18 protein-coding genes are annotated in these 15,038 nt (G+C 68.5%); 8 read left to right on the forward strand and 10 right to left on the reverse strand.

Annotation, left to right across the window (positions count from 1 at the left end; all coding sequences use genetic code 11):
• Positions 1 to 41: 41 nt before the first annotated feature.
• The 3 genes from Q0C57_RS16495 to rsmA are packed head-to-tail and all read left to right on the forward strand — an operon-like array spanning position 42 to position 2,849.
• Positions 42 to 992: a SurA N-terminal domain-containing protein gene (locus Q0C57_RS16495; protein WP_296577735.1), complete on the forward strand. Its 951-nt coding sequence runs from the start codon at positions 42 to 44 to the stop codon at positions 990 to 992.
• A gap of 10 nt (positions 993 to 1,002) precedes the next feature.
• Positions 1,003 to 2,013: a 4-hydroxythreonine-4-phosphate dehydrogenase PdxA gene (pdxA, locus tag Q0C57_RS16500; RefSeq protein ID WP_296577737.1), complete on the forward strand. Its 1,011-nt coding sequence runs from the start codon at positions 1,003 to 1,005 to the stop codon at positions 2,011 to 2,013.
• A complete protein-coding gene (gene rsmA / locus Q0C57_RS16505) occupies positions 2,010 to 2,849 on the forward strand; it encodes a 16S rRNA (adenine(1518)-N(6)/adenine(1519)-N(6))-dimethyltransferase RsmA (RefSeq protein ID WP_296577738.1) in 840 nt (279 codons plus the stop codon). Before pdxA ends, rsmA begins: the two co-directional genes overlap by 4 nt.
• A 3-nt stretch (positions 2,850 to 2,852) precedes the next feature.
• Here the strand turns inward: rsmA and gmk are convergent, their stop codons facing one another.
• The 7 genes from gmk to fabD all read right to left on the reverse strand — a co-directional run bounded on the left by gmk (position 2,853) and on the right by fabD (position 9,269).
• Positions 2,853 to 3,539 (reverse strand): guanylate kinase, encoded by a 687-nt coding sequence (gene gmk / locus Q0C57_RS16510; protein ID WP_296577741.1) that lies wholly within the window; start codon positions 3,537 to 3,539, stop codon positions 2,853 to 2,855.
• Between the two features lie 2 nt (positions 3,540 to 3,541).
• Positions 3,542 to 4,429, reverse strand: a complete 888-nt coding sequence (locus Q0C57_RS16515; protein WP_296577743.1) for a YicC/YloC family endoribonuclease — start codon at positions 4,427 to 4,429, stop codon at positions 3,542 to 3,544.
• A gap of 80 nt (positions 4,430 to 4,509) precedes the next feature.
• A complete protein-coding gene (mltG, locus tag Q0C57_RS16520; RefSeq protein WP_296577745.1) occupies positions 4,510 to 5,694 on the reverse strand; it encodes an endolytic transglycosylase MltG in 1,185 nt (394 codons plus the stop codon).
• 75 nt (positions 5,695 to 5,769) lie between these two features.
• Positions 5,770 to 7,026: a beta-ketoacyl-ACP synthase II gene (gene fabF / locus Q0C57_RS16525; RefSeq protein WP_296577747.1), complete on the reverse strand. Its 1,257-nt coding sequence runs from the start codon at positions 7,024 to 7,026 to the stop codon at positions 5,770 to 5,772.
• A gap of 99 nt (positions 7,027 to 7,125) precedes the next feature.
• Positions 7,126 to 7,365, reverse strand: a complete 240-nt coding sequence (locus Q0C57_RS16530) for an acyl carrier protein (RefSeq protein ID WP_106747857.1) — start codon at positions 7,363 to 7,365, stop codon at positions 7,126 to 7,128.
• Between the two features lie 198 nt (positions 7,366 to 7,563).
• The gene (gene fabG, locus Q0C57_RS16535) at positions 7,564 to 8,301 is read right to left on the reverse strand and encodes a 3-oxoacyl-[acyl-carrier-protein] reductase (RefSeq protein ID WP_296577751.1); all 738 of its coding nucleotides are present in this window, start codon (positions 8,299 to 8,301) and stop codon (positions 7,564 to 7,566) included.
• Between the two features lie 23 nt (positions 8,302 to 8,324).
• On the reverse strand, positions 8,325 to 9,269 hold the full coding sequence (gene fabD / locus Q0C57_RS16540) for an ACP S-malonyltransferase (RefSeq protein ID WP_296577753.1): 945 nt from the start codon (positions 9,267 to 9,269) through the stop codon (positions 8,325 to 8,327).
• Positions 9,270 to 9,433: 164 nt separating this feature from the next.
• Between fabD and zigA the strand changes: the two genes are divergently transcribed.
• Positions 9,434 to 10,657, forward strand: coding sequence for a zinc metallochaperone GTPase ZigA (zigA, locus tag Q0C57_RS16545; protein ID WP_296577754.1), 1,224 nt, complete (start codon positions 9,434 to 9,436; stop codon positions 10,655 to 10,657).
• 15 nt (positions 10,658 to 10,672) lie between these two features.
• Here the strand turns inward: zigA and Q0C57_RS16550 are convergent, their stop codons facing one another.
• Entirely contained in the window at positions 10,673 to 10,951 is a 279-nt protein-coding gene (locus tag Q0C57_RS16550; protein ID WP_296577756.1) for a hypothetical protein, read from the reverse strand.
• A gap of 75 nt (positions 10,952 to 11,026) precedes the next feature.
• Positions 11,027 to 11,236 carry a hypothetical protein gene (locus tag Q0C57_RS16555; protein ID WP_296577757.1) on the reverse strand — a complete coding sequence of 70 codons (210 nt, stop codon included), beginning with the start codon at positions 11,234 to 11,236 and terminating at the stop codon, positions 11,027 to 11,029.
• A 304-nt stretch (positions 11,237 to 11,540) separates the two neighbouring features.
• Between Q0C57_RS16555 and rpsF the strand changes: the two genes are divergently transcribed.
• From rpsF to rplI, 4 genes are all read left to right on the forward strand, one after another.
• Positions 11,541 to 12,056 (forward strand): 30S ribosomal protein S6, encoded by a 516-nt coding sequence (gene rpsF, locus Q0C57_RS16560; RefSeq protein ID WP_296577759.1) that lies wholly within the window; start codon positions 11,541 to 11,543, stop codon positions 12,054 to 12,056.
• Positions 12,057 to 12,058: 2 nt separating this feature from the next.
• The gene (gene rpsR / locus Q0C57_RS16565) at positions 12,059 to 12,304 is read left to right on the forward strand and encodes a 30S ribosomal protein S18 (protein WP_296577762.1); all 246 of its coding nucleotides are present in this window, start codon (positions 12,059 to 12,061) and stop codon (positions 12,302 to 12,304) included.
• A 155-nt stretch (positions 12,305 to 12,459) separates the two neighbouring features.
• Positions 12,460 to 13,404 (forward strand): DUF2232 domain-containing protein, encoded by a 945-nt coding sequence (locus Q0C57_RS16570; protein WP_296577764.1) that lies wholly within the window; start codon positions 12,460 to 12,462, stop codon positions 13,402 to 13,404.
• Between the two features lie 30 nt (positions 13,405 to 13,434).
• Entirely contained in the window at positions 13,435 to 13,983 is a 549-nt protein-coding gene (gene rplI, locus Q0C57_RS16575) for a 50S ribosomal protein L9 (protein WP_296577766.1), read from the forward strand.
• A gap of 119 nt (positions 13,984 to 14,102) precedes the next feature.
• On the opposite strand, the gene Q0C57_RS16580 is transcribed toward rplI, so the two are convergent.
• Positions 14,103 to 14,939: an outer membrane beta-barrel protein gene (locus tag Q0C57_RS16580; RefSeq protein ID WP_296577768.1), complete on the reverse strand. Its 837-nt coding sequence runs from the start codon at positions 14,937 to 14,939 to the stop codon at positions 14,103 to 14,105.
• Positions 14,940 to 15,038: the final 99 nt, after the last annotated feature.

A 15,038-nucleotide genomic window follows, 5' to 3' on the forward strand; every position in this document is an offset into this window, starting at 1 on the left:
AGCAGGCTCGGCATTCGTCCAATCCCCAAGGAGGCGCCACCATGGTCCCCGTGCGACCCTTGCTCGTCGCTGCTCTCGCCATCGCTGTTGCGGCAGGTGGCCTTACCGCCACGACGCCCGTCCGGGCGCAGGAAGGCCGCGTCATCGCCACGGTGGGCGGCGTCCCGATCACCAGTTTCGACATTCCCCAGCGCCAGCGCCTGCTGCAGATCCGCGAAGGACGGCCGCATTCGGCCGAACAGGCGCTGCAGGACCTGATCAACGACCGCATCAAATTCGCCGAGGCGCGGCGCTTCCGCGTCGAGGCCAGCGAGCAGCAGGTGGAGGCCGCCTATGCGCAGGTCGCCCAGCGCTCCGGCATCGATCCGCGCGGCTTCGACCAGGTGCTGCGCTCCCAGGGGATCGAGCCGCGGGTCTACAAGGGCAAGCTGCGCGCCGACCTGTCGTGGTCGAACCTGATCGGGGCGCGTTTCGGCCGCACGATCTTCATCACCGACACGCAGCTCGTCGAGGCCCTGGCGCGGCGGCAGGGCGCCACCCGCCCGGTCAATTTCGTGCTGCGCCCGATCGTCCTGCTGGTGCCGGCCACGGCGCCGGCGGCCCAGGTCCAGCGGCGGATGGGCGAGGCCAATGCGCTGCGCGGCCGTTTCTCCAGCTGCGCCACCGATCTGGAACAGGTCGGCCGCATTCCCGACGCCGCCGTGCGCGAGCAGTTCCGCCGCCTCAACACCGATCTCAGCCCGGCGTTCCGTCAGGTTCTCGACCAGACCGCCGTCGGCAAGCTCACGCCACCGAGCCGCACCCAGCAGGGCATCGAGATGATCGCCGTCTGCGCCAAGGAAGAGGCGAGCACCAGCGATACCGCTGCCCGCAACCAGGTGCGCGAGGAGATGACCACGGCGGAGATGAAGCGGATTTCGGACAGCTACCTCGCCCGGATCCGCCAGACCGCGGTGATCACCTATCGCGACGGCCGCGGCGACCGGCGCTGAACGGGCTGCCATGATCCTGCCTCTCGCCATCTCCATGGGGGAACCGGCCGGCATCGGTCCGGACATCGCCCTGATGGCCTGGCGGGACCGGGCAGCGCATCGCCTGCCGCCCTTCTACCTCATCGGCGACGCAAGCCTGATGGAGGCGCGGGCCTCCCGCCTCGGCATCGGCGTGCCGGTCGTGCCCTGCCTGCCGGAAGAAGCGGTCGAGACCTTCACCTTCGGCCTGCCAGTGCTCGATATCGGCGAGGGCATGGCCGACCGGCCCGGCGTGCCGACGGCGGAGACCGGGGGCGTCGTCATCGAGGCGATCCGCGCCGGCGTCGACCATATCCGCAGCGGTCGGGCCGGGGCCATCGTCACTGCACCGATCTCCAAGGCGGTGCTGGCCGAGGCCGGCTTCGCCCATCCGGGCCACACGGAGTTCCTCGGCGAGCTGGCCCGTGCCTTCCGCGTCGGGCCGGTACGGCCGGTGATGATGATCTGGAGCGCAACGCTCGCCGTCGTCCCCGTCACCATCCATATCCCGCTCGCCGCCGTGCCGGGGCGCCTGACGACGAACCTGATCGTCGAGACCGGCGCCATCGTCGCCCATGACCTCGCGACCAAATTCGGCATCGCCCGCCCGCGCCTCGCCGTCTGCGGCCTCAATCCCCATGCCGGCGAGGACGGCCTGATCGGCCGCGAGGATATCGAGATCGTCGCGCCGGCGGTGGCAGAGCTCAACCGCCTCGGAATCGCCGCCACCGGCCCGCACCCCGCCGACACGCTGTTCCACCCGCAGGCGCGCTCAACCTATGACGCCGTCCTCGGCATGTATCACGACCAGGTTCTGGCGCCGGTGAAGACCATCGCCTTCGACGAGGGCGTCAACGTCACCCTCGGCCTGCCGTTCATCCGCACCTCGCCCGATCACGGCACGGCCTATGCCCTCGCCGGCACCGGCCGGGCCCGCCCGGACAGCATGATCCAGGCCATCGCGCTGGCCGGCCGGCTCGCCCACAAGAAGCCCGCCGCTTGAGCGCCCCCGACCCCCTGCCGCCGCTGCGCGAGGTCATTGCCCGCCACGGGCTGATGGCAAAGAAGGCGCTGGGGCAGAACTTCCTGCTCGACCTCAACCTGACCGGCCGCATCGCCCGCGCCTCCGGGCCATTGGAGGGCGCAACGGTCGTCGAGGTGGGCCCCGGGCCCGGCGGCCTGACGCGGGCCCTGCTCGCCGGCGGGGCGGGCCGCGTCATCGCCATCGAGCGCGACGCCCGCTGCCTGCCGGCACTGGCCGAGATCGCTGCGGCCTATCCCGGCCGGCTCGAGGTGATCGAGGGCGATGCGCTGAAGGTCGATTTCGGGTCGCTGACAGCCGGCGCACCGGCGCGGATCGTCGCCAACCTGCCCTACAATGTCGGGACGAACCTCCTGACGGGCTGGCTCACGGGGGAGGCCTGGCCGCCCTGGTACCAGTCGCTGACGCTGATGTTCCAGAAGGAGGTGGCGCAGCGCATCGTCGCCGCCCCGGGCTCGGACCCCTATGGCCGGCTCGGCGTGCTGGCCGGATGGCGCACCACGGCCCGGATCATGTTCGACGTGGCGCCCTCGGCCTTCGTGCCGCCGCCGAAGATCACCTCCTCGGTCGTGCATCTGGTGCCGCGGGCGGAGCCCCTGCCCTGCGCGGTCAGGATGCTGGAGCGGGTGACCCTCGCCGCCTTCGGCCAGCGCCGCAAGATGATCCGCCAGAGCCTGAAGGGCCTCGTCCGCGATCCCATGCCGCTCATCGAGGCGGCCGGCCTCGACCCGACCGAGCGGGCGGAGAACCTGACGATCGAGGATTTCTGTCGGCTGGCGTGGCTGGCGGCGGCCTGATGATCAGGCCGACGGACCCGCGGCCGGGAGAGTGCCCAGCGCCAGAATGCCATCGAGATCCCTGCCAAGCTCGGCGATCAGCGCCTCGAGCTTGGGGCGGCGGCGCTGCTTCAGCCGCTCGGCATGGAGGATGGCGCGCAGCTCCATGAAGGCGCGATCGAGATCGTCATTGACCAGGATATAGTCGAAGTCGGCCCAGGCCTGGATCTCGGTGCGGGCCGTCTTCAAGCGCTTGAGGATGGCGGCATCATCGTCGCTCGCCCGCCGCTTCAGGCGCGAGACCTGCTCGGCCACGGAGGGCGGCAGCAGGAAAACCGTAGCCATGTCCTCGCGCACCATGGCGGCGAGCTGCCGCACGCCCGCGACGTCGATGTCGAAGAGGACATCCTTGCCGGCGGAGAGCGCCTCCTCCACCGCCCGGCGCGGCGTGCCGTAGAAGTTCCCGTGGACCTCAGCCCATTCCAGCAGCTCGCCGGCATCGCGCATCTGGATGAAGCGCTCGGGCGAGAGGAAAAAATAATGGACCGTGTCGATCTCATCGGCCCGCTTCGGCCGGGTGGTGACCGATACCGACAGCGCGATCTCGTTCTCGACCTGCAGGAGCTGGCGCGTCAGGGTCGACTTTCCTGCCCCCGACGGCGAGGTGAGGATGAGCATGAGGCCGCGGCGGGCCGTGACGGGATCGGCCATGCCTACTCCAGATTCTGGACCTGTTCGCGGAACTGCTCGACCACCGCCTTGAGCGCGAGGCCGGTGGCAGTGAGGGATACGTCATTGGCCTTGGAGCAGAGCGTGTTCGTCTCGCGGTTGAATTCCTGGGCGAGGAAATCGAGCTTGCGGCCGACGGCGCCGCCCTCCCCGATCAGCTTGCGCGCAGCGGCGACATGGGCGTCGAGACGGTCGAGCTCCTCGCGGATATCGGCCTTGGAGGCAACCATCAGCGCCTCCTGGTGCAGGCGGTCGGGATCGAAGTTGCGGCCCGGCTCCAGGAGTGCGGCGATCTGCTCGGCGATCTTTGCCCGGATCGCTTCGGGGCGCCGGCAGGGATTGTCCTCGGCCTCGCGCTTGAGGGTGGCGATCTCGTCGAGGCGGTCGGTGAGCACCGCGCCGAGGGCCGTGCCCTCGCTGCGGCGCATGTCGAGGAGGCGGGCGAGCGCGATCTCGAGGCCGGCAAGGACTTCGGCGGCGAGACGGGCCTTCTCCTCCTCGCTCTCCTCGGCCTCGACCACGTCGATGACACCCCGGATGGCGAGAAGACCGTCAATGGCGGGGGCGCGGGCATCGATCCGCTCGGCGACAAGTCGGGCGGCCTCGGCCACCTGCGCCAGCACGGCCTCGTTGATGCGGACCTCGGTCGTCGCGGTCTCGCGCTTGACCGTGAGGGAACAGAAGAGCGAGCCGCGGACGACGGCGGCAGAGACCTTCTGGCGGATGGCGGGCTCGGCGGCATCGAGGCTCGGCGGCAGCCGCAGCTTGACGTCGAGGCCCTTGGAATTGACGGATTTGATTTCCCAGGCCCAGAGGGCACTGCCCGCCACGCCTTCGGCACGGGAAAATCCCGTCATGCTGGACAGGGCCATGGCTTCCTCTGCGGCGGACTGACCTGCAGGGCGTTAAGTCGGAGCCACGGCGAGGTCAAGCGCCGTGGCCGCGGGCGGGGTCAGCGGGTCGCGCGCGCCGGCGTTCCGGCGGGGGCTGCCGGCGTATCCGCCGTGGCGGCAGGCGTGCCCGCGGCTTCGGCGCGCTCCCGCTCGATCCGCCGCCAGTTGGCGACGTTGCGGTTGTGCTGTTCGAGCGTCTCGGCAAAGGCGTGGCCACCGGTGCCGTCGGCAACGAAGAAGATGTCGCGGTGCCGCTGGGGATTGGCCACCGCTTCCATGGCAGCGCGGCCGGGATTGGCAATGGGCGTCGGCGGCAGGCCGTCGATCTGGTAGGTGTTGTAGGGCGTCAGACGCTGGATTTCCGACTGCAGGATCGGCCGGCCAAGCGAGCCGCGGCCGCCGACGATACCATAGATGATGGTGGGATCGGACTGCAGGCGCATGCGGCGGTTGAGGCGGTTGACGAAAACGCCGGCGACACGCGGGCGCTCCTCCGCCTTGGCGGTCTCCTTCTCGACGATGGAGGCGAGGATCACCAGTTCCTCCGGTGTGCGCAGCGGCAGATCGGCGCTGCGGCGCGCCCAGATCTGCTGCAGGAGACGCGCCTGGAACTGCGTCATCTGGTCGACCATCTGCTGACGGGTCGTGCCGCGGGTGAAGCGGTAGGTGTCGGGCAGGAGGGAGCCTTCGCGCGGGATGCGGGCGATGTCGCCGGTCAGGACGTCGTTGTCGCGCAGGCGGCCGACGATCTGCTCCGAGGTCAGCCCCTCGGGGATGGTGACGCGGTATTCGATGGGCTTGCCGTCGAGGACGATGGCCAGCGCCTCGGCAGTGGAGGCGCCGCGGGGGAACATGTACTCGCCCCATTTCAGGTCGCCGCGCACACCGTAGAGCTGGACGGCGGCGGAGAAGAGCAGCGCGCTGTCGATGACGCCGTTGCGCTCGAGCGTCTGGGCGATCGCTTCGGCCGTCGAGCCGCGCTCGATGAAGACGGCGCGGTCCTGCTGCAGCGGTCCCCTGGCGACGAAAGCCTGGCGCGCATAGAGGAAAGCGGCCATGCCGCCGACCAGGCCGACCAGCAGGATGGTGATGATCAGATTGCCGATGACGACCCACTGGTTGCGGGCATGGCGCGAGGCCGGGGGCGGCGGCGGGGCCGATTCGGGCTCAAGGGCCGCCCGCGGCGACTTGATGGCCGGGCGGGACCCGTTCTGAAGCGGGTTGGGTCCGGGATGATCGCTCATGGGGCCGCGCTCTGATCAGGTGCTCGCATCACCGGGAGTGATGCGCAGGGAATGTGGCGAAAGGCGGGTCCCGCCTCAGGCAGCAGCCCGGAAGATGACCGAGGCGTTGGTCCCGCCGAACCCGAAGGAGTTGGACAGGACGGTCTCGATGGCCCGCTGGCGCGCCACGTGCGGCACCAGGTCGATGGCCGTTTCGACGGAGGGATTGTCGAGATTGAGGGTCGGCGGCGCGATCTGGTCGCGGATGGCGAGAATGGAGAAGATCGCCTCCACCGCTCCGGCAGCACCGAGGAGATGGCCGATGGAGGATTTGGTCGACGACATCGATATCTTCGAGGCGGCATTGCCGACCAGGCGCTCGACGGCGCCGAGTTCGATGCCGTCAGCCATGGTCGAGGTGCCGTGGGCATTGATGTAGTCGATGTCGGAAGCGCTGATGCCGGCCCGCTTGAGGGCGGCCTGCATGCAGCGGAAGGCGCCATCGCCGTCCTCGGCCGGGGCGGTGATGTGATGGGCATCGCCCGACAGACCGTAGCCGATCACCTCGGCATAGATCTTCGCACCGCGCGCCTTGGCGTGCTCGTATTCCTCGAGCACGACCATGCCGGCGCCCTCGCCCATGACGAAGCCGTCACGGTCGCGGTCATAGGGGCGGGAGGCGCGGGTCGGCTCCTCGTTGAAGGTGGTGCAGAGCGCCCGGCAGGCGGCGAAGCCGGCCAGCGACAGGCGGCTGATCGGCGATTCGGTCCCGCCGGCCACCATCACGTCGGCATCGCCGAAGGCGACGAGGCGGGCGGCATCGCCGATGGCATGGGCGCCGGTCGAGCAGGCGGTGACCACCGCGTGGTTCGGGCCCTTGAGGCCATGGGCGATGGAAACGTAACCGCCAGCGAGATTGATGAGGCGACCGGGAATGAAGAAGGGCGAGATGCGGCGCGGGCCCTTCTCGCGCAGGATCAGGGCCGCCTCGGCGATGCCGTCGATGCCGCCGATGCCGGAGCCGATGAGCACGCCCGAGGCGTTCTGCTCCTCGGCCGTCCGCGGTTGCCAGCCGGCATCGTCGAGCGCCTGCTTGGCCGCACACATGGCGAAGATGATGAATTCGTCGACCTTGCGCTGTTCCTTCGGCTCCATCCAGTCGTCCGGATTGAAGGCGGCCGGCGCGTCGCCGCGCGGAATCTGGCAGGCGATCTTGGCGGCGATGTCGGAGACGTCGAAATGCGTGACCTTCGAGGCCCCGCTCTCGCCCTTGATGAGCCGAGACCAGGTTTCCTCGACGCCGCAGCCGAGCGGTGTCAGGAGGCCCATTCCGGTCACAACAACGCGACGCATCATCGTCTCACCCATTTCCCGCCCGGTGAACGAAAAGCCGGAGACGCTGCGCGCTCCCCGGCTCTTCGGTCGTCAAAGTCGCAGTTGACGGTGCTGAAATCAGGCGCTGGCGGCCTTGTCGAGGAATTTCACGGCGTCGCCGACCGTCAGGATCGTCTCGGCTGCGTCATCCGGGATTTCCACGCCGAACTCTTCTTCGAACGCCATCACGAGTTCGACGGTATCGAGGCTATCGGCCCCGAGGTCGTCGATGAAGCTCGCGGTCGGAACGACCTTCTCGGCATCGACGCCGAGCTGTTCCACGACGATCTTCTTCACGCGTTCAGCGGTATCGCTCATTAGATTATCCTCGTTCCATCCGACGATGAGGCACCGCTCTCGTACGGATGCGGTGTGCGGCTTTCAAGTCTTGCAGGCGGCGCGCCGCGTCGCCATGAATTCCGGATCGATTGGGAAGCCCCCTGCCCGAACCTCAAGGCTCTCTATCACAGGCCTTCCGGTTTTGCCAGCATGCGTCCCGATCGCCAAAATCCCCAGTTAGATCATGGCCATACCGCCATTCACGTGGAGTGTCTGCCCGGTGACATAGGCGGCTTCCTCCGATGCGAGGTAGACGGCGGCGGCGGCGATTTCGCTCGCCTGGCCGAGACGGCCGGCCGGGACGCGCGTCAGGATCGTTTCCTTCTGCTTGTCGTTCAGCACGTCGGTCATGGCGGTCGCGATGAAGCCCGGGGCGAGGCAGTTGACGGTGACATTGCGGCTGGCGATCTCGGCAGCAAGCGACTTCGACATGCCGATGAGGCCGGCCTTGGCTGCCGCGTAATTGCCCTGGCCGGGATTGCCGGTGACGCCGACCACCGAGGTGATCTGGATGATGCGGCCCCAGCGCTTGCGCATCATCAGCTTGGCAGCGGCGCGGCTGAGGCGGAAATTGGCAGTGAGATTGACGGCGAGCACCTGGTCCCACTCCTCGTCCTTCATCCGGATGAAGAGATTGTCGCGGGTGATGCCGGCATTGTTGACGAGGATGTCGAGGCCGCCCATCGCCGCCTCGGCGGCGGGGACCAGGGCATCGACCTCGTCCAGGGCGGAGAGGTTGGTGGGGATGACATGGGCACGGCTGCCGAGCGCGGCGGCGAGTTCCTCGAGCTTCTCGCGGCGCGTGCCCGAGAGCGCGACGGTCGCACCCTGGCGGTGCAGGGCCTGCGCGATGGCCCCGCCGATTCCGCCCGTCGCGCCGGTGACGAGGGCGGTCTTCCCGGTCAAGTCGAACATGGTCTCGAACTCCCTGTTGCCGTTCAGCCGCGCGCGGCCTTGAAGGCGGCGATGTCGTCGGGCGAGCCCACGGCGATGCCGGAGGCGCCGTCGGCGATGCGCTTGACGAGGCCGGTCAGCACCTTGCCGGAACCGATCTCGTAGAAGGTGGTGACGCCAGCTCCGGCCATGACGTTCACGCATTCGCGCCAGCGCACCGTGCCGGTGACCTGTTCGACCAGGCGCCGGACAATCTCGGCGGGGTCGCTGATCGGCGCGGCGAGGACATTGGCGACGACCGGGACGACCGGCGCCTTCACCGCGACCTTCGCCAGGGCTTCCGCCATGGTATCGGCGGCGGGCTGCATCAGGGCACAGTGGAACGGCGCGGAGACGGGCAGCGGAATGGCGCGCTTGGCACCGCGGGCCTTGGCCAGTTCGCAGGCCCGGTCGACGGCGCTCTTGTGGCCGGAAATCACCACCTGGCCGCCGCCATTGTCGTTGGCCGCCTGGCAGATCTCGCCCGCGGCAGCGTCTGCTGCAATGGCGACAACGGCCTCGAAGTCGAGACCGAGAATCGCCGCCATGGCGCCGGTGCCGACCGGCGTCGCCGCCTGCATGGCATTGCCGCGGATGCGCAGAAGCCGCGCCGCATCGGCGATGGAGAAGGTGCCGGCGGCGGCGAGCGCCGAATATTCGCCGAGCGAATGGCCGGCGACGAAGGCCGCGTCGCGGGCGAGGTCGAGACCGGCTTCCGCCTCCAGCACGCGGATCGTCGCCAGCGACACGGCCATCAGCGCCGGCTGGGCGTTCTCGGTCAGGGTCAGCGTTTCGATCGGGCCGTCCCACATCACGGCGGACAGTTTCTGGCCGAGCGCCGCATCGACCTCGTCGAAGACCGCCCGGGCGACGGGAAAGGCGTCGGCCAGCGCCTTGCCCATGCCGACGCTCTGGCTGCCCTGACCGGGAAAGGTGAATGCGGCTGTCATGGACCGGACCTCGCGACGCCCCAGAAGAAGGTGCGCGGGACTGGCATCGGGCCGGCGCCAAGTCAAGCGATGGACCACGTGATTTCACACTGGAAAGGTTTCAAACGCCTCTTGCGGGGCCGGCGCCAAGCCCGATATGTAATATTATAACACACGAGGGTCCCATGAACGCCGATGCCCGCCTGCCCGTCACCGTCCTCTCCGGCTTTCTCGGGGCCGGCAAGACGACCCTGCTCAACCACATCCTCAACAACCGCGAGGGCCGGCGGGTGGCGGTCATCGTCAACGACATGTCTGAAGTGAACATCGATGCCGACCTTGTCAGGGACGGTGGCGCCAACCTGTCGCGGACGGACGAGAAGCTGGTCGAGATGACCAATGGCTGCATCTGCTGCACCCTGCGCGACGACCTGCTCACGGAGGTGCGGCGCCTCGCCGAGAGCGGCCGCTACGACTACCTGCTGATCGAGGGCACCGGAATCGCCGAGCCGCTGCCGATCGCGGCGACCTTCTCCTTCCGCGACGAAGAGGACCAGGCGCTGGAGGATGTCGCGCGGCTCGACACGATGGTGACGGTGGTCGACGCCATCAACCTCCTGAAGGATTTCGGCAGCCGCGACTACCTGAGGGATCGCGGCGAGACGGCCGGCGCGGAGGACGAGCGCACCCTCGCCGACCTTCTCACCGACCAGATCGAATTCGCCGACGTCATCATCGTCAACAAGATGGCAGACGTCAGCGCCACCCAGGCCGACCTGGTGCTCAAGGTGGTGCGCGGGCTCAACCCGGATGCCCGGGTCATCACCACAGACTTCGCGAAGGTCGCTCTCGACGAGGTCCTGGCCACGGGACGCTTCGACCCGGACAGGGCGGAGATGCACCCGCTCTGGGCCAAGGAGCTCTACGGCTTCAAGGACCATGTGCCGGAGACCGAGGAATATGGCATCTCCTCCTTCGTCTATCGCGCCGCCCGGCCCTTCGATCCCGTCGCCTTCGACGCCTTCCTCAAGGCGACCTGGCCGGGGCTCATCCGCGCCAAGGGCCATTTCTGGCTGGCGACGCGCCCGAACTGGTGCGGGGAATTGTCGATCGCCGGCGCGGTCTGCCGCACCTCGGCCATGGGGTTCTGGTGGATCGCGGTGCCGAAGGCGCGCTGGCCGCAGTCGGACGAATGGCGGGAGATGCTGAAGCGTCACTGGCACCCGGTCTATGGCGACCGCCGGCAGGAACTCGTCTTCATCGGCACGGGCATGGACGAGGCGGCCATGCGCGCCGCGCTGGACGGCTGCCTTGTCGGGCGGGCCTCGGCGACGCGCTTCAATCCCGAGGATCATGCCCGCCTCGCCGACCCCTTCCCGGCCTGGCGCCGGGAGGCCGATGCGGCCTGACCCTGACGGCCAGGCTCAGTGGCCGGCGCGTTCGGTGAGCGCGACGACGAGTTCCTCGCCCTCGAAGAACAGCGTCTCGGTGCCGGCCGCATCGGGCGCCTCGTCGGCGAGCAGCTCTGTCTCGCCGCGGGCCACCGCGGCCAGCAGGGCGCGCCCGAGGGCGTGCCGCGCCCGATCATCCTCGGCATAGACGCCGAGCTCCTCGCAGGTCCGGTCGAACTTGCGCTTGATCATTGTCAGATCGCGCGCGGTCAGGACGCAGCCGCGGCGGGTGGTGTGGTGGATGTCGGCCATGGAGTCGCTCCCGGAAGGGTCCGCCTCGCGAACTATTGCGGTTTCTTTCATTCCATCACGGCAGGATCATGGCGGTCAGTCGGCGAGGCTGTAGCGCTTCTTCGGTTTCGGCGGCGCGCCGCGGGTGAGGTCGTCGGGCTCGCTGGGCTTGTCCGCGAAGGTTCCCGCGCCGATCTCGTCGCCTCCGGCCTTGTCGTCGCCGCGGTTGCCGGCCGCACCGCTGGGGGCAGAACCTGCAATGTCGCGCGAGGGGCGCCGGAGACCGGACTGGGGCTTGGCTGCCATTGTCGCCTCCTCATGGTCACCGGTGCGAGAACCCGCGAGCGGCGCATCGGGTTCCGTCGCCCGGCGCAGGAGGCCGCGGCGACCGGGGGTGCCGTCTGCAGGAACAGCCTTGAATCCCGGCGCGGTTCGCGTATAAGGCCGGCTTCGCTTCGGTCGGCCGGTGGCTGTACGGACGGCAGGCTTGCCTGCAGGATGGGTTCATCCGGCGTCCGGTGTCTCCGCCTTCGAGAAAACTGTCGGGCCTGTCCAGGGCTCGGGGGGCTTCGCGCCGAACAAAGCGTCACTCGAACCGGAGACAGGCCGAATGCCTCTCTATGAACATGTGTTCCTGGCGCGCCAGGACGTGACGTCTCAGCAGGCCGAAGCGCTTGCCGAGCAGTACAAGGGCGTTATCGAAGCCCATGGCGGCGCGGTGCCCAAGGTCGAGCCCTGGGGTCTCAAGTCGATCGCCTTTCGCGTTCGCAAGAACCGCAAGGCCCATTACACGCTGATGAACATCGATGCTCCCCCGGCGGCGGTCGCCGAGATGGAGCGTCAGATGGCGATCAACGAGGACATCCTCCGCTTCATGACCGTCAGGGTCGAGGAGCTCGAGGAGGCCCCGTCGGCCATGCTGCAGAAGCGCGACCGTGACGATCGTGGCGAGCGCGGCTTCGGCGGCGACCGCGGCTTCGGCGGCGGCGGCGGTCGTGACCGCGGCTTCGGCGGCGGTGGCGGCGGCTTTGGTGGTGGTGGCGGTGGCGGCGGTGCGCGCCGGTTCCGTGACCGTGATGGCGGGGATGTCGAAGCCTCCGCCGAAGTCGAACAGACGGAGGAGTGACCATGTCTGCCGCAGCCGGTGGCGCCCGTCGCCCCTTCTTCCGTCGTCGCAAGACCTGCCCCTTCTCCGGCCCGGGCGCGCCGAAGATCGACTACAAGGACGTCCGTCTCCTGCAGCGCTACATTTCAGAGCGCGGCAAGATCGTTCCGTCCCGCATCACGGCGGTGTCCGCCAAGAAGCAGCGCGAACTCGCCCAGGCGATCAAGCGCGCCCGCTTCCTCGGCCTTCTGCCCTACGTGATCAAGTAAGCTTGCCCCGCGTGGCGGGACGCCCCGCGTCCCGCCGCCGGCGGCTCGAAACGTGCCTTCTCACGACGTGACTCGTCGGCCGTGCCGGTTCCAACCGCCACGGCTGAAGCTGGGGATCTTCCCCTAACCCTCAGAAACGAGCGGGACAGCTGACGATGGGACCGACCCTCGCCATCGCCTTCGGGGCAGGACTTGCCTCCGCACTCCTCTTCGCGACGCTTGCGTCGGGGAGCCCGATGGCGCTCGTCCTGTTCTATTTCGCCGCGCTGCCCGTGCTGATCGCCGGGCTCGGCTGGGGCCACTATGCCGGCGCCTTCGCCGCGGCGATCGGGGCGCTGGCCCTGTCGCTGGCCCTGCGCTCGCAGTTCGGCCTGTTCTTCTTTCTGTCCGTCGGTCTGCCGGCCTGGGTTCTGACCTATGCCGCCCTGTCGCTGCGCCCGGCGCCGACGGAGGAGGATCCGCAGGCCGTCGAGTGGATGCCGGCCGGCATGATCCTGACGGTGATCGGCGTCGGCGCGGTGGGTCTGACCCTGTTCGCCATCATCGCGCTCTACGGGCTCGACTATGTCGCCTTCCAGGCGTCGATCCGGCAGGCCGTCGGCCGAACGCTGGAACAGGTCAACGTCGGCAGCACCGACCGCGAGGCGCTGGTGGCGCTGATGTCGGCGGCCGTCCCCGTCGCCGGCGCGGTGGTGTGGACTTTTGTCACCACCATCAACTTCTATTTCGCCGGCCGCATCGTCAGAGCCTCCGGCCGCCTCATCCGCCCATGGCCTGATCTCGCCGCCCTCAAGCTGCCCAAATGGACCGCGCTGGCCCTGCTCGCCGGCTCCATCGGATCCTTTGCGGGCGGTTTCCCTGGCCAGATCGCGTCCATCATCCTCGCGGTCGGCCTCGCCATCTACGCCCTCCAGGGCTTCGCCCTGGCCCACGACGTCACCCGCGGCTGGGGGATGCGCGGCTTCGCGCTCGGACTGCTCTACGCGCTCGCCATGGTGATCGGCTGGCCCATGATCTTCGTCGCGCTCGCCGGTCTGGCAGACGTGCTCTTCGACATCCGGGCACGGCGAAAGCCGCCCGCGCCTCCCTTCAACACATGACATTCAACTGACTGAACAAGGAGCATCATCATGCAGGTCATTCTTCTCGAGCGCGTCGCCAAGCTCGGCTATATGGGCGAAGTCGTCGACGTGAAGCCGGGCTATGCCCGCAACTTCCTGCTGACCACCGGCAAGGCGCTGCGCGCCACCGAGGCCAACCGCAAGAAGTTCGAGACGATGAAGGCCCAGCTTGAGGCCCGCAATCTCGAACTGAAGAAGGATGCCGAGGCGGTCGCTGCCGAACTCGACGGCACCTCCTACGTGCTGATCCGCCAGGCCGGCGAAACCGGCCAGCTCTACGGCTCGGTCTCGGCCCGCGATCTGTCCGACGCCATCACCGCGGCCGGCATCACCGTGTCGCGCGCCATGATCCAGCTCGACACGCCGATCAAGGCGATCGGCCTGCACAAGGTCACCGTGTCGCTGCATCCGGAGGTCGATGCGACCGTCACCGTCAACGTCGCCCGCTCCGCCGGCGAGGCCAACCGCCAGACCGAGGGCGAGGATCTCACCCAGCGCGCCGACGAGCCGACCTTCGAGACCTTCAACCCGGAAGAGTTCGGCGATTCCGAGGGCTGATCCCCGGTCCGGCCGGGTTCGCGCGGCGGGCCTTCATCCAACGCAAAACGCCCGGTCGCGAGACCGGGCGTTCTGCTTTTCGGTGGGGCTGGCCGGGGGGCGGCGACCTGTCCCCGCAATCAGTAGCGGGCGATGATCGGGGCTGCCGCCAGGGCCGGCCCGCCGAACAGGTAGCTCACGCCGAAGCGGAAGGCGTGGGTCTCGACGCGGTTGTTGATGTCGGAGGCATTCGGATCGATCGAGCAGGCGGCGGTGGCGAGGCAGGAGCGCGAACCGAAATTGGTGTAGCGGTACTCGGCGCGGACCGACCAGTTATAGTTGAACTTGTGCTCGATGCCGGCGCCGACCGTCCAGCCCATGCGGGTGTTGGAATAGCGGACGACGTGGTTGGCGCCGTTGATGCAGTCGTCGAGCACCGTGCAGACCGTCATATTTGCGAAGGCGAGGCCGCCGGTGACGTAGAGCAACGACTTGTGGTGCGCGAAGCCAAGGCGACCCCGCAGCGAACCCTGCCAGTTGAGCGCGACGCGCTGCTGGTAGATGTTGCCGGCGACGCCGCCGGAATAGGCGGGGTTGCCATTGTACCAGGGCGAATGGATGCGCGCCTGCGGACCGTCGAAATCGAGCTCGGCGCCGATGACGAACTGACCGAACATGCGCTGGAGGCCCATGTGCAGGCCGTAGCTGAAACGCGCGCCGGCATAGTCATAGTGGTAGTTGGGGAAGTTCGGGTTCGCCGCTCCCGTCGCGTCCGAATGGAAGCCCGAATTGCGGACCACCTGCATGCCGACCGCGGCGCCGACATAGACACCGCTCCACTTGTCGACATGATCGTAGGCAGGCTCGACGACTTCGGAGCCACGCAGGATGGGGGCGCCGAGGTCGGCCGCCCCGGCGACACCGGACGAGAGGAGAACCGCGGCCGCGGCCATGGGTATTGCGACACGCTTGAACATGGGAGCGCCCCTTGGAAATGAACGATTCACCGCGATTGCGGTTCCCACGATGGATCGCACGTTAATCTTAACGTCGCGTTTCCAAGGGCGGGCCAAGTA

Origin of the sequence: Phreatobacter sp. (genome assembly GCF_022843985.1) — a bacterium.
Taxonomy (GTDB): Bacteria; Pseudomonadota; Alphaproteobacteria; order Rhizobiales; family Phreatobacteraceae; genus Phreatobacter.